This is a genomic window from Microbispora sp. H10670 (assembly GCF_014161385.1).
In the GTDB taxonomy this organism is placed as follows: Bacteria; Actinomycetota; Actinomycetes; order Streptosporangiales; family Streptosporangiaceae; genus Microbispora; species Microbispora triticiradicis.
This window is the reverse complement of record NZ_JABBWW010000001.1, coordinates 132736-154244: the sequence shown is the minus strand read 5'-3', so window position 1 is coordinate 154244 and position 21509 is coordinate 132736. Positions and strand designations below refer to the sequence as shown.

Annotated in this window: 23 protein-coding genes; 17 read left to right on the top strand and 6 right to left on the bottom strand. The window is 68.0% G+C overall.

Annotated elements, in window-relative coordinates; all coding sequences use genetic code 11:
* Positions 1 to 27 precede the first annotated feature (27 nt).
* From nuoL to HHX33_RS00735, 5 genes are read left to right on the top strand one after another with little or no spacing between them, the layout of a single operon-like run.
* Positions 28 to 1869 (top strand): NADH-quinone oxidoreductase subunit L, encoded by a 1842-nt coding sequence (gene nuoL, locus HHX33_RS00755; protein WP_182873278.1) that lies wholly within the window; start codon positions 28 to 30, stop codon positions 1867 to 1869.
* On the top strand, positions 1869 to 3374 hold the full coding sequence (locus HHX33_RS00750) for an NADH-quinone oxidoreductase subunit M (RefSeq protein WP_182872877.1): 1506 nt from the start codon (positions 1869 to 1871) through the stop codon (positions 3372 to 3374). Before nuoL ends, HHX33_RS00750 begins: the two co-directional genes overlap by 1 nt.
* A complete protein-coding gene (gene nuoN / locus HHX33_RS00745; protein WP_111700541.1) occupies positions 3371 to 4921 on the top strand; it encodes an NADH-quinone oxidoreductase subunit NuoN in 1551 nt (516 codons plus the stop codon). The genes HHX33_RS00750 and nuoN overlap by 4 nt, the downstream gene beginning before the upstream one ends.
* A gap of 11 nt (positions 4922 to 4932) precedes the next feature.
* Positions 4933 to 5928: a polyprenyl synthetase family protein gene (locus HHX33_RS00740; protein ID WP_182872876.1), complete on the top strand. Its 996-nt coding sequence runs from the start codon at positions 4933 to 4935 to the stop codon at positions 5926 to 5928.
* A 25-nt stretch (positions 5929 to 5953) separates the two neighbouring features.
* Positions 5954 to 6787, top strand: coding sequence for a hypothetical protein (locus HHX33_RS00735; RefSeq protein WP_182872875.1), 834 nt, complete (start codon positions 5954 to 5956; stop codon positions 6785 to 6787).
* Between the two features lie 51 nt (positions 6788 to 6838).
* Here the strand turns inward: HHX33_RS00735 and HHX33_RS00730 are convergent, their stop codons facing one another.
* Positions 6839 to 7582, bottom strand: coding sequence for an SDR family oxidoreductase (locus tag HHX33_RS00730; RefSeq protein WP_182872874.1), 744 nt, complete (start codon positions 7580 to 7582; stop codon positions 6839 to 6841).
* A 78-nt stretch (positions 7583 to 7660) separates the two neighbouring features.
* On the opposite strand from HHX33_RS00730, the gene HHX33_RS00725 reads away from it, so the two are divergent.
* Positions 7661 to 8134, top strand: coding sequence for an RrF2 family transcriptional regulator (locus HHX33_RS00725; protein ID WP_182872873.1), 474 nt, complete (start codon positions 7661 to 7663; stop codon positions 8132 to 8134).
* Between the two features lie 19 nt (positions 8135 to 8153).
* Here HHX33_RS00725 and HHX33_RS00720 read toward each other — a convergent pair whose 3' ends face one another.
* Entirely contained in the window at positions 8154 to 8981 is an 828-nt protein-coding gene (locus HHX33_RS00720) for a TIGR03621 family F420-dependent LLM class oxidoreductase (RefSeq protein WP_182872872.1), read from the bottom strand.
* Between the two features lie 75 nt (positions 8982 to 9056).
* Complete coding sequence (gene rarD, locus HHX33_RS00715) at positions 9057 to 9962, bottom strand: EamA family transporter RarD (RefSeq protein ID WP_182872871.1); 906 nt, start codon at positions 9960 to 9962, stop codon at positions 9057 to 9059.
* A gap of 135 nt (positions 9963 to 10097) precedes the next feature.
* Here rarD and msrA point away from each other — a divergent pair, with 135 nt between their 5' ends.
* The 3 genes from msrA to fxsT all read left to right on the top strand — a co-directional run bounded on the left by msrA (position 10098) and on the right by fxsT (position 13874).
* On the top strand, positions 10098 to 10760 hold the full coding sequence (msrA, locus tag HHX33_RS00710; RefSeq protein WP_182872870.1) for a peptide-methionine (S)-S-oxide reductase MsrA: 663 nt from the start codon (positions 10098 to 10100) through the stop codon (positions 10758 to 10760).
* A gap of 360 nt (positions 10761 to 11120) precedes the next feature.
* Entirely contained in the window at positions 11121 to 11543 is a 423-nt protein-coding gene (locus HHX33_RS00705; protein ID WP_182872869.1) for a hypothetical protein, read from the top strand.
* 12 nt (positions 11544 to 11555) lie between these two features.
* Positions 11556 to 13874 (top strand): FxSxx-COOH system tetratricopeptide repeat protein, encoded by a 2319-nt coding sequence (gene fxsT / locus HHX33_RS00700; RefSeq protein ID WP_182872868.1) that lies wholly within the window; start codon positions 11556 to 11558, stop codon positions 13872 to 13874.
* Between the two features lie 341 nt (positions 13875 to 14215).
* Here the strand turns inward: fxsT and HHX33_RS00695 are convergent, their stop codons facing one another.
* Positions 14216 to 14404: a hypothetical protein gene (locus HHX33_RS00695; protein WP_182872867.1), complete on the bottom strand. Its 189-nt coding sequence runs from the start codon at positions 14402 to 14404 to the stop codon at positions 14216 to 14218.
* Between the two features lie 447 nt (positions 14405 to 14851).
* Between HHX33_RS00695 and HHX33_RS00690 the strand changes: the two genes are divergently transcribed.
* From HHX33_RS00690 to HHX33_RS00665, 6 genes are all read left to right on the top strand, one after another.
* The gene (locus HHX33_RS00690; RefSeq protein ID WP_182872866.1) at positions 14852 to 15322 is read left to right on the top strand and encodes a hypothetical protein; all 471 of its coding nucleotides are present in this window, start codon (positions 14852 to 14854) and stop codon (positions 15320 to 15322) included.
* Positions 15323 to 15453: 131 nt separating this feature from the next.
* Positions 15454 to 15675, top strand: a complete 222-nt coding sequence (locus tag HHX33_RS35435; RefSeq protein ID WP_259402012.1) for a hypothetical protein — start codon at positions 15454 to 15456, stop codon at positions 15673 to 15675.
* Between the two features lie 353 nt (positions 15676 to 16028).
* Positions 16029 to 16337, top strand: a complete 309-nt coding sequence (locus HHX33_RS00680) for a type II toxin-antitoxin system prevent-host-death family antitoxin (RefSeq protein ID WP_182872864.1) — start codon at positions 16029 to 16031, stop codon at positions 16335 to 16337.
* Positions 16338 to 16340: 3 nt separating this feature from the next.
* A complete protein-coding gene (locus tag HHX33_RS00675; protein ID WP_182872863.1) occupies positions 16341 to 16859 on the top strand; it encodes a type II toxin-antitoxin system RelE family toxin in 519 nt (172 codons plus the stop codon).
* Between the two features lie 265 nt (positions 16860 to 17124).
* Positions 17125 to 17331: a hypothetical protein gene (locus tag HHX33_RS00670; protein WP_030506893.1), complete on the top strand. Its 207-nt coding sequence runs from the start codon at positions 17125 to 17127 to the stop codon at positions 17329 to 17331.
* On the top strand, positions 17328 to 17744 hold the full coding sequence (locus tag HHX33_RS00665; RefSeq protein WP_182872862.1) for a type II toxin-antitoxin system VapC family toxin: 417 nt from the start codon (positions 17328 to 17330) through the stop codon (positions 17742 to 17744). Before HHX33_RS00670 ends, HHX33_RS00665 begins: the two co-directional genes overlap by 4 nt.
* 228 nt (positions 17745 to 17972) lie before the next feature.
* Here the strand turns inward: HHX33_RS00665 and HHX33_RS00660 are convergent, their stop codons facing one another.
* Complete coding sequence (locus HHX33_RS00660) at positions 17973 to 18638, bottom strand: TetR/AcrR family transcriptional regulator (RefSeq protein WP_182872861.1); 666 nt, start codon at positions 18636 to 18638, stop codon at positions 17973 to 17975.
* Between the two features lie 105 nt (positions 18639 to 18743).
* Between HHX33_RS00660 and HHX33_RS00655 the strand changes: the two genes are divergently transcribed.
* Positions 18744 to 19691, top strand: a complete 948-nt coding sequence (locus HHX33_RS00655) for an SDR family NAD(P)-dependent oxidoreductase (protein ID WP_182872860.1) — start codon at positions 18744 to 18746, stop codon at positions 19689 to 19691.
* Between the two features lie 157 nt (positions 19692 to 19848).
* Here the strand turns inward: HHX33_RS00655 and HHX33_RS00650 are convergent, their stop codons facing one another.
* Entirely contained in the window at positions 19849 to 20589 is a 741-nt protein-coding gene (locus tag HHX33_RS00650; RefSeq protein ID WP_182872859.1) for a TetR/AcrR family transcriptional regulator, read from the bottom strand.
* 100 nt (positions 20590 to 20689) lie between these two features.
* On the opposite strand from HHX33_RS00650, the gene HHX33_RS00645 reads away from it, so the two are divergent.
* Complete coding sequence (locus HHX33_RS00645; protein WP_182872858.1) at positions 20690 to 21409, top strand: DUF2306 domain-containing protein; 720 nt, start codon at positions 20690 to 20692, stop codon at positions 21407 to 21409.
* Positions 21410 to 21509 lie beyond the last annotated feature (100 nt).

Below are 21509 nucleotides of genomic sequence, written 5' to 3'. Positions count from 1 at the left end.
GGTGGAGCGATCGGGGCCGCCTGGCTGATGATCGCTCTGCCCCTGGTGGGAGCGGCGATCCTCCTGCTGGGCGGCCGGAGGACCGACAAGATCGGCCACCTGCTCGGGGTGCTCATGGCCGTGGCTTCGTTCGCGGTGGCCGCGCTGTCGTTCGTCCAGCTCCTCGGCTTCGCCCCCGGTGAGCGCCGCCGGGGCATCGAGCTGTACGACTTCGTCCCGGGCCTGGCGAAGGTGGGCCTGCTGGTCGACCCGCTGTCGATCTCGTTCTGCCTGCTGATCACCGGTGTGGGGTCGCTGATCCACATCTACTCGATCGGCTACATGGCGCACGACCCGAACAGGCGGCGGTTCTTCGCCTACCTGAACCTGTTCGTGGCGGCGATGCTCCTGCTGGTGCTGGCCGACAACTACGTCGCGCTGTTCGTCGGCTGGGAGGGCGTCGGCCTCGCGTCGTACCTGCTGATCGGGTTCTGGCAGCACAAGCCCTCGGCGGCGACCGCGGCCAAGAAGGCGTTCATCGTCAACCGCGTCGGCGACTTCGGCCTGCTGATCGGCCTCTTCACGATCTTCGCGACGTTCCACACGCTGGCCTTCAACGACGTCTTCGCGAACGCGGACAAGGCGTCCTCGGGCACGCTCACCGCGATCGGCCTGCTGCTGCTGGTCGGCGCGTGCGGCAAGTCGGCCCAGCTGCCGCTGCAGTCCTGGCTCCTCGACGCGATGGAGGGCCCGACCCCGGTCTCGGCCCTCATCCACGCGGCGACCATGGTCACCGCCGGTGTCTACCTCATCGTCCGGTCCGGCCCGATCTACCAGGGTGCCGAGACGGCGCAGCTCGTCGTGACGATCGTCGGCGTGGCGACCCTGCTCGCCGGTGCGATCATCGGTACCGCCAAGGACGACATCAAGAAGGCGCTGGCCGGTTCGACGATGTCGCAGATCGGCTACATGGTGCTCGCCGCGGGCATCGGCCCGGCCGGTTACGCCTTCGCGATCGCGCACCTGATCACGCACGGCTTCTTCAAGGCCGACATGTTCCTCGGGGCGGGCTCGGTCATGCACGCCATGAACGACGAGGTCGACATGAGGAAGTACGGCGCGCTGCGGAAGGTCATGCCGGTCACGTTCGCGACGTTCGCCATCGGCTACCTCGCGATCATCGGGTTCCCGCTGCTGTCCGGCTACTTCACCAAGGACGGCATCATCGAGACCGTGATGGAGCACAACGCCGTCCTCGGCTGGCTGGCCGTGCTCGGCGCCGGCATCACCGGCTTCTACATGTCGCGCCTGGTGTTCATGACGTTCTTCGGCGCCAAGCGTTGGGAGCCGACGGCCCACCCGCACGAGTCGCCCGCCGTCATGACCTGGCCGCTGATCATCCTGTCGATCGGCGCGATCGGCCTGGGCGCGTTCCTGGTCCTCGGCAACCGGTTCATGACCTTCCTCGCGCCGGCCGTCGGCGCGCCGGAGGAGATGCCGTCCTTCCACCCGTTCAGCCTCACCGGGCTGGCCACGCTCGCGCTCGTCGCGGTGGGCGCGGTGTTCGCCTGGTTCCGGTACGGCGCGGCCGAGGTGCCGGCGGTCGCCCCGCGCGGCTCGTTCCTCACCACCTTCGCCCGTCGTGACCTGTACGGCGACGCCCTGAACGAGGCGCTGTTCATGCGCCCCGGCCAGTGGCTGACCCGCCTGGCCGTGTTCTTCGACAACCGCGGCGTCGACGGCCTGGTGAACGGCCTGGCCGCCGGCATCGGGGGGACCTCCGGGCGGCTGCGCAGGATCCAGACCGGGTTCGTCCGCTCGTACGCGCTGTCGATCTTCCTGGGCGCGGCCATCCTGGCCGGTGCCTGGCTCGTCGTAGGGAACCTGTGATGCCCTGGCTTTCAACCCTGATGGGCGTGTCCGTGCTCGGCGCGCTGGGCGTGACCCTTGTCCGCAACGACAAGCTCGCCAAGCAGTTCACCCTCGTGGTGTCGCTGATCGTGCTGGCGCTGACCGTCGCCATGGCGGTCCAGTTCAGCCCGAACGGCGACAAGTTCCAGTTCGCCGAGACGTACGACTGGATCCCCGCGTTCGGCGTCCACTACGGCGTCGCGGTGGACGGCATCGCCCTGGTGCTGATCCTGCTGTCGGTGATCCTCGTGCCGATCGTGGTGCTCGCCTCGTGGCACGACGCCGAGGCCGGCAAGCGCTCGGTCCGCACGTACTTCTCGCTGCTGCTGGTGCTCGAGGCCATGATGATCGGCGTCTTCGCGGCGACCGACGTCTTCCTCTTCTACGTCTTCTTCGAAGCCATGCTGATCCCGATGTACTTCATGATCGGGTCGTACGGCGGGGCGCAGCGGTCGTACGCGGCCGTGAAGTTCCTGCTGTACTCGCTGTTCGGCGGGCTGCTGATGCTGGTGGCGGTGATCGCGCTCTACTCGATCGCAGGCAAGGGCACGTTCATGTTCACCGACCTGGTCGGGACCATCCAGGACGTGACGACGCAGAAGTGGCTGTTCCTCGGTTTCTTCGTCGCCTTCGCGATCAAGGCGCCGCTGTGGCCGTTCCACACCTGGCTGCCGGACGCCGCCGCCCAGGCCCCGGCCGGCGCGGCCGTCCTGCTCGTGGGCGTGCTCGACAAGGTCGGCACGTACGGCATGCTGCGCTTCTGCCTCGAACTGTTCCCCGACGCCGCGAAGTTCTTCACGCCGCTGGTCATCACGCTGTCGGTGATCGGCATCGTGTACGGCGCGATCGTGGCCATCGGGCAGACCGACATGAAGCGGCTCATCGCGTACACCTCGGTGTCGCACTTCGGCTTCATCGCGATGGGCGTGTTCGCCATGACGACCAACGCGGGCTCGGGCGCGACGCTCTACATGGTCAACCACGGCTTCTCGACCGGCGCGCTGTTCCTCGTCGCGGGCTTCCTCATCTACCGCAGGGGCTCGCAGTTCATCTCCGACTACGGCGGCGTGCAGAAGGTGGCGCCGATCCTCGCCGGGACGTTCCTGGTGGCGGGTCTGTCCAGCCTCTCGCTGCCCGGCCTGAGCACGTTCGTCAGCGAGTTCATGGTCCTCATCGGCACCTACGAGCGGTATCTCGTGCCCGCCGTCATCGCGACGACCGGCGTCATCCTCGCCGCGATCTACATCCTGTGGATGTACCAGCGGACGATGAACGGCCCGACCGCCGAGTCGGTGAAGGCGCTGCCGGACCTCAACACGCGGGAGAAGTTCGTGGTGGCGCCGCTGATCGCGCTGCTGCTGGTGTTCGGCTTCTATCCCAAGCCGCTGCTCGACGTGATCAATCCCGCCGTGAAGGACACGCTGTCCAGCGTCTCGGTCACGGACCCGAAGCCGGCCGTACCCGTTGCTCAGGAGGGCAAGTGAACGGCACCATTGAGGCGCCCACCATCGAGTACGCCCTGCTGGCGCCGATGCTCGTCGTCTTCGGCGCGGCGATCGCCGGTGTGCTGGTGGAGGCGTTCGCGCCGCGTTACCTGCGATCGGCGGTCCACCTCCCGCTCACGCTCCTCTCGCTGGCCGGCGCGTTCGCGCTGACCGTGTGGCAGGCGGTCAAGGGCGTGCCGACCAAGCCCGCGGCCATGGGCGCGGTGGCGGTCGACGGCCCGGCGTTGTTCATCTGGGGCACGATCCTCGTGCTCGCCTTCGTGAGCGTGCTGCTCATCAAGGACGAGGAGCACTTCGTCGGCTCCGCGGCGGCCCTGCCCGGGTCGGCCGAGGAGGAGCAGTCGCTGGTGGAGCGCGCCGCGCACACCGAGGTCTACCCGCTGCTGCTGTTCGCGGTGGGCGGCATGCTGCTCTTCCCGGCGTCCAACGACCTGCTGGTGGCGTTCGTCGCCCTGGAGGTCATGTCGCTGCCGCTGTACCTGCTGTGCGGCCTCGCGCGCCGCCGCCGCCTGCTGTCGCAGGAGGCCGCGGTCAAGTACTTCCTGCTCGGCGCCTTCTCCTCGGCGTTCTTCCTGTACGGCACCGCCCTGCTGTACGGCTACGCCGGTTCCGTCGACCTCGCGAAGATCAACCTCGCGCTCGGCTCGGTCGGCGGCCAGGACACCCTGCTCTACATCGGCGCGGCCATGCTCGGCGTCGGCCTGCTGTTCAAGATCGGCGCGGCGCCGTTCCAGGCGTGGAAGCCGGACGTCTACCAGGGCTCGCCCACGCCCATCACGGCGCTGATGGCCTCCGGCACCCTGGTGGCCGCCTTCGGCGCGCTGCTGCGCGTGTTCTGGGTCGGCCTCGGCGGTCTCGACTGGGACTGGCGCCCCGTGTTCTACGGAGTGGCGATTCTCACCATGGTGGTGGGCGCGATCCTCGCGATCACGCAGACCGACATCAAGCGGATGCTCGCCTACTCCTCGATCGCCCACGGCGGCTTCCTGCTCATCGGCGTGATCGCCACCGGCAGCGCCGCGCAGAACACCGCGGCCCTGTCGGGCCTGCTGTTCTACCTGGTGGCGTACGGCTTCACCACGGTCGGCGCGTTCGCGGTCGTCACGATGGTGCGCGACGCGGGCGGCGAGGCGTGGCACCTGTCCCGCTGGGCCGGGCTCGGCAAGCGCTCGCCGCTGCTGGCCGGCACGTTCGCCTTCTTCCTGCTGGCCTTCGCCGGTATCCCGCTGACCAGCGGGTTCTTCGGCAAGTACGCCGTCTTCCAGGCGGCCGTCAGCGGGGGCGCGCTGCCGTTGGTCATCGTCGGCGTGGTGGCCTCGGCCGTCGCCGCGTTCTTCTACGTGCGGGTGATCGTGCTGATGTTCTTCAGCGACCCGGCCGCCGACGGTCCGTCCGTCGTCCTGCCCTCCCGGGGGACCGCGGCTGTGGTAGGTATCGCGGCATTGGCTACGGTAGTTCTCGGGGTGTTCCCTCAGCCCGTGCTTGACCTCGCGCACACGGCTGCGCAGTCCCTGTTCGTCCGATAGGAGATCTCCGTATGGCCGCGCCGCCCGTAGTGGACATTCCTTTCGTCGACGAGCGGTTGGCCGAGGACCTGGCGAACGGTCTCGCAGCAGTGGAGAAGCTGCTGCGCTCGTCGGTCGAGAGCGAGGACGCCTTCGTCACGGAGGCGTCCCGGCATCTCATCGAGGCGGGCGGCAAGCGGTTCCGGGCCACGCTCGTGCTGCTCGCCGCCCAGTTCGGCACCCACGACGCTCCCGGCGTCGTGCCCGGGGCCGTCGTCATCGAGCTGACCCACCTGGCCACGCTCTACCACGACGACGTGATGGACGAGGCCCCGGTGCGCCGGGGCTCCCCGTCCGCCAACGCCCGGTGGGACAACACCGTGGCCATCCTCACCGGCGACTTTCTCTTCGCCCAGGCGTCGGAGATCCTGGCCGACCTCGGCAGCGAGCTGATCCGGATCCAGGCGCGCACGTTCTCCCGTCTCGTGCGCGGCCAGATCCGCGAGACGATCGGCCCGGCCGAGGGCCGCGACGCGGTCGCCCACTACATCGGCGTGCTCGCCGACAAGACGGGCTCTCTCATCGCCACCTCGGGCCGCTTCGGCGCCATGCTGGCCGGCGCCCCCGCCGACGTCGTGGACCGCCTCACCGACGCCTGCGAGGCGATCGGCGTGGCCTGGCAGCTCGGCGACGACCTCATCGACGTGGCAGCGCCCACGGCCGACTCGGGCAAGACGCCCGGCACCGACCTGCGCGAGGGCATCCGCACACTTCCCGTGCTGCACGCCCTGGCCTCGGACGACCCCGCCGACGCCCGGCTGCGTACGCTGCTGTCGGGGCCGGTGGCGGAGGAGGACGTCGAGGAGGCGCTCACGCTGCTGCGGGCCAACCACGCGATGGCGCAGGCCCGCGCCGAGCTGATCCGCTGGACCGACCGGGCCAAGACCGCCCTCGCCGGCCTGCCCGACATCCCCGCCCGTGCGGCTCTGGTCGCCCTGTGCGACTACGTCGTCGACCGTACGGGCTGACGCCCCTTCGTAGATCATGGACCGGGTGAGAATCACCCGGTCCGCGGCCGTCCTGTGCCTCAGCGTGTGTCTCTGCGTGACGGCAGCCTGCGGCACGCACCGCGCGGGCACCGCCGCCCCCCGGACACCTGTGCCCGCTGAGGGACGACTCGGCCCCACCCCTTCCGAGTCGGAGGAGCTGGGCCTGATGGGCTGGGCGCTGGAGGAAGGTGAACCCATCCCGGTGCCCAATCCGGGCACTGGGGTTGCGAATCCGCGCCTGCTGTCGGCGCTGCTCACGGATTTCGGTACGGCGCACGAGTCGGATACGACTCCGGGGGCGGTGGTCGGCCTGCCGGCCCCCGTCGACGACGCGTCGCTGTTCATCGGACTTCGGATGCTCGGCAGCCCCCTGCACGGGCCCTCCCGGTGCGGGAAGTGGACCTCGGGGACATGGAGCGCCATGCTGCGGGACTTCGACCAGCGGGGCGTATGGATCGCGGCGACGCAGTTGACGACCCCGCCGGATACGAGGGACCCTCTCGTGTTCGGTGAATCCATCATCACCGGGCCGGCCGAGAAGCTGGACCACCTGGCGGACACCACCGGTGTGGAGTCGTGCCGGAAGCTTGAGGGGACCGGGGTCGGCACCGGAGCGGTGGAGCCGTTCCCCGTGCCAGCTCTTGGCAGCCGGTCCTGGGCCTTCCGGGTCTTCGAGGAGAAGTCGGTGACGCAGTGGGCCGAGGTGGTGCAGACGCCGCGTTACGTACTGGAGATTCGGATCTCCAGGCAGTGGCCGAAGCCGCGCGTCGATCCCGCCGTACTGCTGCCGAGGATCGCCGAGGCGGCGTACGCCAGAGCCGAGGCGGCGCTCGCCTGACGTCTCCGCGGGCCGGGGCCGCCCCGTCCGGCCGCTGGCCGAGCACGAGGTCTACTTCTGGTCGGCGAGCCACTCGTCGAAGGTGGTCGGCGCGATGCGGGCGCCCTCTCCGGGAAGGAGCACGTCTCCGGCCATCGACGTGTCGAAGAGTCCCGACCAGGTCGGCACGAGCCTGACCGTACGGCCGCGCGCCGCGAGGGTGCGCCGGGCCATGTCGACGAGGTCCTGCGGCTCGGGACCGGCCACGTCGGCGTAGCGCCCCTGGGGCTCGCCCACGGCGATCTCGGCGAGGACGTCGGCCACGTCCGCGGGCGCGATCGGCTGCACGAGCAGCGGTGCGATCGTGGCGACGCCGTCCTGCTCGGTCCAGCTCACCACCATCTCGGCGAAGTCGTGGAACTGCGCGACCGGGACGATCGTCCACGGCACCGGACCGGCGGAGACCAGGCGCTCCTGCTCCCGCTTGCCGGCGTAGTGGGCGTTGCCCTCCACCCGGTGGATGTCGATGATCGACAGCAGCACGTGGTGACGGACGCCCGCCCGCTTCTCGGCGGCGAGCAGGTTGCGGGTGGTGGTGCCGAAGTACGCCACCGCCTCGTCCCGGTCGGTCGCCTCCGAGCTGATCGCGTCGACCACCGCCTCGACGCCGGCCAGAGCGTCGTCCAGCCCCTCACCGGTCAGCAGGTTCACGCCGAGGGACCGGCTGATGCGTACGACGTCGTGCCCGTCCCGTTCGAGGGCGGCGACGGTGAGCGACCCGATGTTCCCGGTGGCGCCGGCGACTGCGATTCGCATGGTCTTCTCCTTCACTCGATGCCACGTATGTCATCTCGGACAAAAAAGGTCCGCAATGTCTGCAATATACTACGGCCTATGAAGTTGCCCGCGAGCACCGAGTGGGTGTTGCACTGCGCCACCACGCTGGCGCAGCTGGAGCCGGGCGCCACCGCGTCGGCGGCACAGCTGGCTGAGTATTACGACGTCCCGGCGCCCTACCTGGCCAAGCAGCTGCAGGCGCTCGTGAAGGCCGGTGTGCTGGCCGCGATGACCGGCCCACGGGGCGGCTTCCGGCTCGGGCGGGCGGCCTCGGACATCACGTTGCTGCAGATCGTCGAGGCCGTCGACGGCGCGTCTTCGCCGTACGAGTGCCGTGAGATCCGCCAGAGGGGACGGGGGGCGCTGCCTCCCGAGGACTGCCGGAGCATCTGTGTGATCGCGGAGAAGATGGGCGAGGCGCACGCCGCGTGGCGCGGCAGCCTCGCGGGGGTCACGCTCGCCGACATCCTCGCCACGCTGCCGGAGTCGGCGCCCGCACGCACCCGGTCGCGCATCGGGGCCACGCGCTGACGCCGCCGAGGGGTGCGCGTCAGCGGCCGGCGAGGAGCTGGACGACGGGAGCGAACGCGTCGGCGTAGAAGCCGTTGACGGTGACGTAGGAGACGCCCAGCTCGTCACGGCGGCGCAGCAGCGTGTCGGCCATCTCCCGGGGCGAACCGCGCAGTACGGCGGCCGCGCCGTCGGGGATGGTGCGGGACCCCTCGGGCAGCCACGGGGCCGGCGCGTCGCCGACCTGGAAGAGGTTCATGCTCAGCTCGATGTCGTCGAACCTCGCCCCGGCTGTTTCCCGCAGGATGCCGACGGGCCCGCGCAGGCCCTCCTCGGGCGTGCCGGCGGGCACGGCGAGCGCGACGATGTCGGCCGCCTCCGCGGCGAGCGCGAGCATGCGGGGACCGGCGCCCGCGACCAGGACGGGCGGCCCCTGAGAGCGCACGCTGAGGCCGCCCTCCGCGAACGCCGTCCGCACCTCGTCGATCACCGAACTGACCTGCGCGACGCGCTCGCCCGCGGTGCCGTACGGCATGCCGAGCGCGTGGGCGTCCCGCTCGGCGGCGGGGCGGCCGGCTCCCAGGCCGACCTCCAGCCGTCCGCCGGAGAGGAAGTCGAGCCCGGCCAGCTCGTGCGCCAGCAACCGGGGATTGCGGTACGGCGCGGCCAGCACGAACGTGCCCACGCGCAGCGTCGTCGTGGCGGTGGCCGCCGCGGTCATGGCGAGCAGCGGCGGGAGCGTCCCCAGCGTGTCGGGGACGAGAAGGGTCGAGTAGCCGAGGTTCTCGGCCCGGCGGGCCGTGGCCGTCCACGCGGCGGCGTCGGGGGCCAGGCCGGCGACGATCCCGAAGCGGAAGTCCTTGCTCATGGGCCGATCCTCGCCGCCGCGGCCGGTCGAGGTCGTCCCCCCGTCGGTGGCGGGAGTCGTACTCCCGGGGGCGTACTACACGGTCTGGAGCTCGGCGGCGCGCTCGCGGCGGGACACGCGGGCGGCGCGGATGCTGTCCCAGGTGAAGACGCTCAGCGCGAGCCAGACGACGACGAAGCCGGCCCACCTGCTGGCGGGCATGGTCTCGTGGACGATCAGCACGCCGCAGAGGAACTGCAGCACCGGCGCGATGTACTGCAGGAGGCCGATGACCGTGAGGGGGACCAGCAGCGCCGAGGCGGTGAAGAACAGCAACGGCACCGCCGTGATCAGGCCGGCGGCCACCAGCAGCAGGGCGTGGCCGGCGCCGTGGTGGGCGAAGGTGCCCGTGCCGTTCACCTCCAGGACGAGCAGGTAGGCCAGGGCCGGCACCAGCAGCACGAGGGTCTCGATGGTCAGGCTCTCCGCGCTGCCCACCCCCGCCTTCTTCTTGACCAGGCCGTACGTGCCGAAGCTGAAGGCGAGCACGAGCGCGATCCAGGGCAGGCGCCCGTAGTCGAGGGTCAGGATGAGAACCGCGACCGCGCCCAGGCCGACCGCGGCCCACTGCCACACGCGCAGCCGCTCACGGAAGACCAGCACCCCGAAGAGCACGCTGACCAGGGGGTTGATGAAGTAGCCGAGTGCGCTTTCGACCACATGGCCGGTGTTGACGGCGTAGATGTAGGTGCCCCAGTTCACCGAGACCGTGACGGCCGCGACGGTGAGGAGGATCAGCTGGCGTCGGGTGATGGTGCGGATCCACGACCAGTGACGTCGTACGGCGAGGACCGCGACCACCACGACGAGCGACCAGACCATCCGATGCGCGAGGATCTCCACCGCGCCGGAGGGCTTGAGCAGGGGCCAGTAGAGAGGGAACAGACCCCACATCGTGTAGGCGGCGACGCCGAACAGGAGGCCACGGCGGGTATCAGGCATGTCGCCTATCTTCGCTGCTTACCTGGATTCAGGACAAATAAGGAGCTCTACGTCTGACGTTTAGGAATCCTTACGGGAGGAACAACGCGGCCGGGTGGGTGGTTGGTGTTGGCAGAACAGAAGGGGAGGTTCACGATGGGCTGGCTGTTCGGCAGGGACAAGACGACGATGGTGGAGCCCACGGACGCGCTGCCGGGCCGCGCCGAGATCATGCCGGTGGCCACCCGCCATCAGGTCCTCGGCGCGCCGCTGGCTCCGCCGTACCCCGAGGGAACGGAGATCGCCGAGTTCGGGCTGGGCTGCTTCTGGGGGGCCGAGCGCAAGTTCTGGCAGACCCCGGGCGTCGTCTCGACCGCGGTGGGCTACGCGGGCGGGTACACGCCCAACCCCACGTACGAGGAGGTCTGCTCCGGCCTCACCGGGCACACCGAGGTCGTCCGGGTGGTCTTCGACCCGGCCCAGGTGTCGTACGAGGAGCTTCTCAAGGTCTTCTGGGAGGCACACGACCCCACCCAGGGCATGCGCCAGGGCAACGACGTCGGCACGCAGTACCGGTCGGCCGTGTACACCCACGGCCCGGAGCAACTGGAGGCCGCCCTGGCGTCTCAGGAGGCGTACCAGAAGGTGCTGACCGACGCCGGGTACGGCGAGATCACCACCGACATAGCCCCCGCCGGCGAGTTCTACTTCGCCGAGGATTATCACCAGCAATACCTTTTTAAGGTGCCAAACGGCTACTGCGGCATCGGCGGCACCGGCGTCAGCTGCCCCGTCGGCCTGACCACCGGCGAAGCCTGACCTGCGGTAACTGACTGATCCTGGCCCTTGGTCGCCCGGCAAGCCCGGTGCCGATCGAGGGCCAGAGCTGTTTTCGGCGAGAACCTTCGCTACAAGGTCAAGGCGAGCCGCCTGCGGCGGCTCGCGGCGCGCCGGGCGGCCAGCGGGCCGGGCATGCGGCTCTCCGGCCGGTCCCGGCCCGCGCCGCCCCGCGCTTCCGACCCACGCTGACAGGTGAATGCTCTCGGTTAGGACGATAAACGTATACAGATGCAGAGCTGGAACGGTTCACCCTGTATCGCGGCAGTTGTCGCGCTACTGTCGTTGTGGCGATGCGTGACAGTCACATGATGGGGTCGACTGGCCAGGAGGGGCAAGGATATGAGTGGGGAGCTTGCGACGCTCGTAGCTGATCTCTCGCCATATGTGACGGCGGCGATCGGCGCATACGGTGGCGCAGTGCTGTCCAAGGCGCAGGAGGAAGCGGCAGATACTACCGTCAGCTGGGGCCGACGGCTGCTTCAGCGCATCTTCGGTGTCCGAGCGGAAGGGGAACCGCTGCCTGAGGTGCTGGCTGAAATCGTGGAGGACCCCGACGATGCTGATCTCCAGGCGGCACTGCGGGTGCAAATCCGCCGAATTTTGGCCCAAGACCCCACAATGACCGCAGAGGTCCACAAACTGCTGTCACAGATACCGCCGACGGGTACGACGATCAGGATCACTGCATCCGGGGAGCGCTCAGTCGCCGCCCACACGATTACCGGCGGGGTGCACACTGGAGACGGCCATACTAGTAAATGAACCAAGCAGGATATGAACGACGAACGTGTGGGTCAGCCTGCTGTCTCGGCTACCGGGGATCGTTCTGTAGCCGCCGATCGCATTGAGGGCCCGGTGCTGACCGGAGATGCCGAGCACGTTGATGCTCGGACCTTCCGCCTCACAGCCGACAGTATCCTCCCGCCTGCGCAAGTAGACCTTTCCGCTCCGCTATGCAGTCTTCCGCGCATCCCGACCGAAGTGTTTGTTGGACGCGAAGATGAATTGGAGTGGGTCGCCAGTGCGCTGGTAGCAGGTCCGGGGCCGGTGGTTGTGGGCCAAGTTGTGTTCGGGCTGGGTGGTGTAGGAAAATCCGAGCTGGCGATGCAGTACGCCGCCCGGTATGGGAATCGGTACCGGTTGGTGTGGTGGATTACCGCGGACGGCCCCGAGCGGATTGAGACGCAGTTGGCCGCTCTCGCAGGACATATCCACCCACCGATCGCGCTCGCCGGGACAACCGAGCAAGCCGCCCACTGGGTTCTGGGCTGGCTGAGCACACATACTGGCTGGTTACTGATCCTCGACAATGTTGATGATTCCGTCGAGGTTGCTCCCCTTTTGGGGCGGTTGACCAGGGGCCACATCCTGATTACCACTCGCCGTAATGTCCGTTGGGGTGCGGGCATCCGTGCCCTCCGCTTGGATTTGCTGGAAGAAGCGGAGGCTATCGAATTGATCACTGTGCTGACTGGCAGAGATTCTGTTGAGGAGCGTCGGGCCGCTGGAGACATTGTAAAAGAGCTAGGTTATCTTCCGCTCGCTCTGGATCAGGCCGCTGCCTATATGCAGCAGGGGCATATCAGCCCATCCCGGTATTTGACGTTGCTGCGTGCTCAGCCCAGCCAAATGTATGAAGCCGGACCGGAAGGCGGGGATGTACAGCGTACTATCGCCCGACTGTGGCACATCACGCTGGAAGCTATTCGGAAACGCGACCCTGCTGCCGAGCGGACTATGATCGCGCTGGCTTGTTATGCCCCCGACAACATCCCCCGTGCGATCCTCGGCGGGCCTGGAGAGGAGGTCGACATTGACCGGAGGCTAGCCCTACTAGCCTCCTACAGCATGATCACCTTGACAGACGACATAATCAACGTGCACCGCCTCACGCAAGCCGCACTCACTCAACATAATACGCCGGCCCTTCAAGCCGCCCGCTGTATCGCTTTGCACTGGCTGTATAACGCTCTTCCAGAAAACCCGGACTCCAACGTTGTCGCCTGGCCAATGCTTCGCGGACTGGTCCCTCACCTCGACCATCTCACCTCATGCTTCTCTTCGGGCCAAGAACCCACAGCGCTCGGATATGCCTTGAATGAACTGGCGCTTTTCGAACAGAGCCAAGGCAACTATGATCACGCCTATGCCATGCGGATTCGAGCCCTCGCGATCGTCGAGGCGGCACTCGGTCCCGAGCACCCTGGCGTCGCCACCGTGCTCGGCAATCTGGCGTCTAGTCTTTATGATCTGGGGAGGGTGGCGGAGGCGGTGTTGTTGGAGGAGCGGGCGCTGTCCATTACTGAGATGGCGCTCGGCCCTGACCACCCTGATGTTGCCATTTGTCTCAGCAATCTGGCGTGTGGTCTGTGTGATTTGGGGCGGGCGGCGGAGGCGCTGCCGCTGTTGGAGCGGGCGCTGTCCATTACTGAGTCGGCGCTCGGCCCTGACCACCCTGATGTTGCCATTCGGCTCGGCAACCTAGCGTCCAGTTTGCTTGATCTGGGGCGGGCGGCGGAGGCGCTGCCGTTGGAGGAGCGGGCGCTGTCCATTAGTGAGATGGCGCTCGGCCCTGACCACCCTGATGTTGCTGCTTGTCTCGGCAATCTGGCGTGTGGTCTGTGTGATTTGGGGCGGGTGGCGGAGGCGGTGTTGTTGGAGGAGCGGGCGCTGTCCATTAGTGAGTCGGCGCTCGGCCCTGACCACCCTGATGTTGCGAATCGGCTCGGCAACCTAGCGTCCAGTTTGCTTGATTTGGGGCGGGTGGCGGAGGCGGTGTTGTTGGAGGAGCGGGCGCTGTCCATTAGTGAGATGGCGCTCGGCCCTGACCACCCTGATGTTGCCATTCGGCTTGGCAATCTGGCGTCTAGTCTTTATGATTTGGGGCGGGTGGCGGAGGCGGTGTTGTTGGAGGAGCGGGCGCTGTCCATTACTGAGTCGGCGCTCGGCCCTGACCACCCTGATGTTGCCATTTGTCTCAGCAATCTGGCGTGTGGTCTGCGTGATTTGGGGCGGGTGGCGGAGGCGGTGTTGTTGGAGGAGCGGGCGCTGTCCATTAGTGAGTCGGCGCTCGGCCCCGACCACCCCCAGTAAGGTGATGCGACGGAGCTTCGCGCGGAACGTTCAGCAGGAAAAAGCAGAATAGGATTCTCAAGTCAATAGCAATATCCCGTCTGGCAATAGGGTATTTGCGGTACAACCCCACCCCCGCTGCCTCATTGTTCGTGGCCCTTGGTCGGTGTCAACGCCGTCTGTGCGGGTTGGATCTGGGTTGCGGTGTACGTCGTTGGTGGACGGACACGCGAAGACGGCATTGACACCTCGGTCGGGCCACTGATGTCGGCAGCTATCGGGGGCGGGGGAGGAGCGGCGCGGGTTGTAAACGCGAGCGCGGCCCCGCCCGAGTGAGCGGGGCCGCGTGTGGGCTGGACCGTCTATCGCATCTCGCCGAGCAGCAGGGCATGCCACACCCTGCGCGCCTCCTCGATCGGCCAGCGGTGTGTCTCCTCGACCTTTGGTGTGGGCTCGGTCTGGGTGGTCTTGCGGATGAACGCCTGCCCACCGGCCTGGAGGAGTTCGTAGACGACGGCCCGGCAGCCGCAGGTCCACCCGAGCGCCCGCACCCGCCGGACTCCTTCGAACGGTGCGTGCCAGACGCGTTCCACGTGATCTTTTTGGCGCATCTCCCAGTGCGGACTCAGGCACTCGTCCAGGTGCGGGAATGGAGGCCGCCATCAGTACCGACGCCTTAGCGTGTCCCGCCGTTGGCCCAGCCGGCGATCCAGCGGACGGCGGAACGACGGTTCCGGACTTCGGTAGCTTGATCAGGAAACGGCGCCGGCGTGAGCTGCCCCGTCGGCCTGACCGCCGGCGAAGCCTGACCTGCGGGTAACTGACTGATCCTGGCCCTTCGCCGCCCGGGCTGGTGCGGTGTGGGCCGGGGTCAGGCTCGACGCGATCGGCGGTCTCGAAGTGCGGGCCTGGGTGGGGCGCGGCCGTCCCACAGCGCGGCGCGCCAGGTGGGCGAGGTTGGAGCGCTATCAGAATGTGTTCTGAATTAGACTGACGGCGTGAGCATCAGCAATGCCGACGCCGTCACCTTCTCGGACCTGTCGAGGAATCCCCGGGCTGTCGCCGAACGCGCCGCGCGACTCGGTCGCGTACGTGTGACTCACCGGGATGCCCAGGACTTCTACCTGACCGCGGCTGACCGTGAGGAACGACGCGAGCAGACGCTGGCCACTGCTTCCCGTCTGTTCCTCGCGCTGCTGAGGCATGATCCGACCGCCCGCGCCCTGGTCATCGCCATGCCTGAGGTCTTTCCCTGGGTTCGTCACCTCTCCTCTGATGAGGTGCGGTCCTTCACTCTTGAACTGGTTGAGGCGCTCTCTGACGCGGCCGAGCTGGATGTCGACGCCGCTACTCAGGAAGTCATCGCAGGCTGGCGGGCCACCGCCCGGATCAAGGCCGACCCCGCGCACTATGCGCAGGCGCGTGAGGCGACGAGCGGAGACTTCGGGCCGGTTGAGGTTTCGGTATGAGTCCGAAGCGCGGAGACCGGGTCACAGTCCCGCCTCCTGACAGCGAATGGGACGCACGGTTCGGTACGAGCGATGCGGTGAAGGGCTGGGAGGAACTATGCCGTCATGCCCTGGCCAACACACGCCGATGCTTGGAGACGCTGCGCGCAGATCCACGCTCACGCACCGACCATGAGCGTCAGCATCGCCTGCGTGGCGACCTCGCGACTCATTGCCACAACGGACAGGACATCGAGCAATGGGAGTTCGAGGTTACCAGCGGCGGGCGCGTGCGCTACGTGATCGATGACGCCGCTCACACGGTATGGATCGTCTATGCCTCGCCCCGTCATCCCAAGGACACCGATGTCTGAGGCCGGCTGACCTGCTGGCGAATGTGACACAGCCATTCCCAGCGCCGAGGGCGGGAGCAATGTCGCGGGGTCGTAGCGCGACTTATTGCCTGGAGTGAACCGCTACCACCAGCAATACCGTTTTAAGGTGCCAAACGGCTACTGCGGCATCGGTGGCACCAAGGTCGAGCTGCCCCGTCGGCCTGACCGCCGGCGAAGCCTGATCAGTTGCCTGGCAGGATCGTGAGTCGTTGCCCCTTGGGAAGGTGGACGAGGGGCAACGAGAGATGGGACACGCTGACAGCGCCCGTCATCATCGTCGAACGACTGAGGCGCCTCCTGCTGTCCTATACAGATTGCTGTACAGTAGTCGCATGGCCATGCTGCATGAAGCTGCCGAGTTGAGTGTCACAGAAGCGGCCCAGCGTGGGGTGGCGCGTCTCGTCGCTGACGCTGAGCGTGGGACCGATCTGGTGGTGACCCGTCGGCATCAGCCGGTGGCGGCGGTTGTCAGCATCCGGCGCCTGGAAGAGTTGGAGGAGGCCGCCGCCGATCTCCGGGACTTGGCGCTCGTGCTCGCGCGCTCGGTAACCGACTCTGGAGAGCGTGTCCCGCTCGACGACGTGCTCTCTGCTTTCGGGCACACGCGGGAGTCCCTGGCTGCGCTGCCGGACGACGAGTAGCCCGTGTCTGACGTCGTCTTCACGGCCCCGGCGGTCGATGACCTGCGGCGAATCGGTCCGGACGCCGCGCCCAAGGTGCTCAAGAAGATCCTTCTCCTGCTCGACAATCCTGAGGCGGGCTATCCACTGGGCGGTGAGCTGACCGGCTTCCGCAAGCTCGTGGTCGGGCGTAACACCTGGCGGGTTGTCTATCGGATCACAGACGAAAAGTCGATCGAGATCTGCGAAGTATGGGCTGTCGGCGAAAGAGCCGATGGTGAGGTCTACGCCGAGGCGACGGCCAGGGTTCGTGCTGCTGGTGAGGAGCGTCCCGAGGTGATGCGGCTTGGCCGAGTCATCGAACGCCTGGGCGCACTGGCCGATCACATCCGCGTCGAGCAACCGCCTTCCAGGGAGCCGGTGCCGGATTGGCTCGCGGATCGCTTGATCTACACGGTTGGTATGTCTCGCGAGGACGTCGCCGCTCTCGACTTGCAGCAGGCGGTCGACCTCTGGGCTGACTTCCGGTCCAACCCGCGCTAGCTGCGAGTTATTGCCCGAGGCGAAGTGCTACCGCCAGCAATACCTTTTCAAGGTGCCAAACGGCTACTGCGGCATCGGCGGCATCGGTGTGAGCTGCCCCGTCGGCCTCACCACCGGCGAAGCCTGAGGGTGGGTCTCGTCGGCCCGGAGACGCCAGGCTCCCCGCCTGTAGGCCCTGGGCCGACAGCTTCGGCAGCGGCGAGGTTCGCGGAAGTGAAGACGCTACGGGACTGTCCGTAGCAGCCCGACTGATTACACTCGATGCATGAGCGTGATGCGCGAGGAACTCCACCACCTGGTGGATCGGCTGCCGGAGGAGAAGGTGGCTCCTCTGCTCCGGCTTGTCCGGGATCAGCTCGAAGAAGCGCCTGTGGTACGTGACCTGCCGTTCATCGGCCTGCTTGAAGCCGAGCCGGATTTCGCGGAACGCTCGGAGGAGATCCTGCGTGCGGAGGACAATCACTCTTTGTGATCGTCATTGACTCGGGTCCGTTGATCGCCGCCCTGAACATCCGCGATCGCTACCACGAGGCCTGTGCCCGCCTTCTGCAGACCCATCCAGAGCCACTGCTCGTCCCCGCGACCGTGGTCACCGAGGTGTGTCAACTCGTCGAGAAGCGACAGGGGAGCAAGGCGGAGGCGGCCTTCCTGCGGTCCTTCGGGTCTGGCCTTACCTTGGTGGAGCTCGCGGACCGTGATCTTCAACGAATGAGCACTCTGGTTGAGACGTACGCCAGCCTTCCCCTCGGCGCGGTGGATGCCTCCGTCGTCGCCGTCGCTGAACGACTCGATATCACAGAGGTGGCCACTCTCGATCGCCGCCACTTCACTGTTGTCCGCCCACGGCACACCGGAGCGTTCATGCTCCTGCCGGAGCGGCTCTGAACGCTGTCCCGCCCACCAGTACGGAGAGCAGTGTTCCCCTTGGTCGATGGTCCTGACAGGGCGGACACGAGCCTTGAGATTTGTTGCCTGAAGTGGAGTGCTAACACCTAGTGCGGCATCGGCGGCACCAACGTCGAGCTAGGTGACCAATCCGGGTGGGCCGCCTGCCCGACGGGCCTGGTCCCGGCCGAGGATCGAGGCTCCAGGTCCTGCCCAGTGCAAGGCAGGTCAGCGGCGGGGTAGCACGCCCAGGAGGGTTGCGGTCAGGGCCAGCTTCAAGGAGTCTTCCAGCTCCAAGTGGAAGCGGGCGAGGTCGGGCTCGGCCTGGTAGGCCTCCTGCAGGTTGGGTGGGGGTGTACTGTACGCCGACAACGCGCCGGCCATGACCATGGTTTGCAGGCTGAACAGTGTTGCGTTCTCGCCCAGCTCCGGCAGGTAGTTCTGGATCAGGGCGGTCATGGTTGTCAGGCGGTCCAGGGAGGCGCGCTTGTAGCGTGCTACGACCTCGACGGAGACGTTGTGTTCCAGGACGCTGCCCTGTGCGCCGAAGAGGTCGCACAGCACCGTTCGACTGGAGAGCGAGCGGCTGAGGATCTCTGCCACCGCTGCCGCTCGCTCGGCCATGGGTAGATCTTCGTCGATGCCGGCGGCCAGCTCGCCCGCCAGTTCCGTCAGCCACTCCTGCAGGAAGCGGTCCAGCAGTTCCAGCAGCACCGCCTCACGAGACTCGAAGTAGCGCAGCACGTTCGGCTTCGCCAGGCCTACCCTGCGGCTGAGCTCGTTCAGGGTGACCGCGGCCACGGGCATCTCGTGGAGCATCGCCGACGCCATGTCGAGGATCGCCCGCCGACGGATCTCCCGCTGCTCTTCGGTTCGCGCCCGCTGGAAAGCCACGGTCGCCAGCTTAATTTAAGTACCTTCGGTACGTTGACAAAGTACCGAAGGTACTTTAGCGTTGCGGAAGGAAGATACCTTCGGTACGTTAGTTGGGAGCCTGGCATGGGCGAGAAGTGGACGACGGCGAATATTCCGGACCAACGCGGGCGGGTGGCCGTGGTGACCGGGGCCAACACCGGACTGGGGTACGAGACCGCCAAGGCGCTCGCCGAGCGAGGAGCGTCCGTGGTCCTCGCCGTGCGTAACGTCGAGAAGGGCGAGCAGGCCGCGGCCGGTATGACCGGCGACGTGACCGTACAGGCGCTGGATCTGACCTCGCTCGACTCCGTCCGGACCGCGGCGGCGGCGCTGCGGTCCCGGCTCGACCGGATCGACCTGCTGATCAACAACGCCGGCGTGATGTACACCCCGAAGCAGACCACCCGGGACGGCTTCGAGATGCAGTTCGGCACCAACCACCTCGGCCACTTCGCGCTCACCGGGCTGCTGCTGGACCTGATGCTGCCGGTGCCCGGCTCACGCGTGGTGACGGTCAGCAGCACCGGCCACCGCATCCGGGCCGCGATCCACTTCGACGACCTGCAGTGGGAGCGGTCGTACAGCCGGGTCGCCGCCTACGGTCAGTCCAAGCTGGCCAACCTGATGTTCACGTACGAGCTGCAGCGCCGGCTCGCCACGCACGGCACCACCGTCGCGGTGGCCGCGCACCCCGGCGTGTCCAGCACCGAGCTCGCCCGCAACACCCCCGCGGCCCTCCGGCTTCCGCTCACCTGGCTCGCGCCGCTGATCACCCAGACGCCGGCGATGGGCGCGTTGCCGACCCTGCGCGCCGCCACCGACCCCGCCGTGCTCGGCGGCCAGTACTACGGCCCCGGCGGACGCTTCGAAGTCATGGGCCACCCCCGGCTGGTCACCTCCAGTTCGAAGTCGTACGAGGTGGCCGTCCAGCAGCGGCTGTGGGCCGTCTCCGAAGACCTCACCGGGGTGAGGTTCCCCGTCGCTCCGTCCAAGCAGAACTCGTTTCTCTCCGGATCGGCCGACACGATCTAGCCCGCGTCGGCAGGAGGCGCCGGTCGTCGCGGAGCATGCGCGGCACCGAAACCGACGAGGCGCTCGCACTCCGCTTCGAGGCGCAGGGTCCGGCCGCCTCGGCTGTGCGGGCCGAAGGTCCGCGCCTCCTGGCGCAGCGCCGGCCCGCTGACCCGGCTCAGTCCCCGGCGGCCCGTTCGATCGCCACTCCCACCCCGTCGAGCAGGTGGTCGAGGCCGGCGCGGAAGTCGTCGTCCGGAGCGGCCCCCGCTTGGGGGTCGAACACCCCGGCCTCGACGGCGCGGGCCAGCGCCGGGAACCGGCCGGGGTCGGCGAGCTCGGTGAGCAGGGCGGCGTACGCCCTGTCGGCCCCTTCCTCTGGTTCGGCGGGGATGGACGTCAGAAGTTGGGCGGCGCCGCGCACGTAGTGCAGCACCAGCATGACCACCGAGAACCGGGCCCGCGGGTCCAGCGGCGTGCCGCCGAGGGAGCGCAGCGCGGCGTCGAGCCAGGCGAGCTGGCCGGGGTCCATCGGCGGGGAGTTCGCCAGCTGGGCAATCCACGGATGCCGCAGGTAGACGCCGAACAGCTCGACGGCCCACCGGGTGAGTGAGCCGCGCCAGTCGGCCGGCGCCGTGCCGAACTCCGGCGGCGTGCCGGGCGCGGCGGCCAGCATGAACAGCTGCAGGTCGTCCTTGCCGGTCACGTGCCGGTACAGCGACATGGGCGCGCAGCCGAGCCGTTCGGCGAGCCGGGCCATGGACAGCGCGGCCAGGCCCTCCTCGTCGGCGAGGGTGATGGCCGCCGCCACGATCCGGTCCAAGCTGAGCGCGGGCGTGCGTCCCCGCCCCTTCGGTTTGGCCCGCCCCCACAGCACGTTCAGCGCGTGCGGCAGCTCGTTCCCGATGTCGTCCGGCATTCCAGTGAGCTTAGCACTTTGCGTACGGCCTACGCGTTGCGTATATGATACGCATTAAGCGTATGGGATACGCATCTTCGACCGTCCTCTTGGAGCCGTCATGCACACGACGATCGACAGTCCTCCGCCGGTATCGGCCCACCGGCGTCCGTGGTGGCGGCGCCGCTGGACGGCGCCGCTCGGCCTGGTCACGGCCGGGTTCCTCGCGTTCTCGCTGCCGCCGTACCTGACCGGGGACCCGTCGCTGTCCCGGGTGCCGCAGCCACAGGGGTTCGGCCTGCACTACCCGCTGCTCGTCGCGCACGTGCTGTTCGCCTCGGTCGCCATGGTCACCGCGTTCTTCCAGGTGTGGCCGTGGTTCCGGCGGCGGCACCGGGCGTGGCACCGGCGCGCCGGGCGGGTCTACGTGTTCGCCGGGGTGTTGCCCGCCGGGCTGACCGGTCTGGTCATCGGGGCGCGTTCCCCGTTCGGGCTGTTCCTCGCGGTCAGCGACGTGCTCCTCGCCCTGCTGTGGCTCGCCTTCACCCTGGCGGGCTGGCGCGCCGCCCGCGCCCGCCGGTACGCCGACCACCGGCGCTGGATGCTGCGCAGCGCCGTGCTGACCTACTCCATCATCACCAACAGGGTGTGGACCGTGATCCTTATCATCGCCCTGTCCCCGCTGCAGGACACCGTCTTCCGCGGCGACCCCGATCTGATGGCGTGGACGATCGCAGGCCTGTCCGGCTGGCTCGGCTGGACGATCCCGCTGCTGGCCGTGGAGTGGTACCTGGAGCGCGAGGTGGCCCGCCGCGGCCGCCGCACCGCCCTCGCGACCTGATCCCGGAGGCCGGTCTCGGCCCGACCTCGGAACGACCGCTCGCCCCGGAACCACCGCCGCGGCCGGCCACAACGTACATGCCGGCGAACCGACGGAGTTC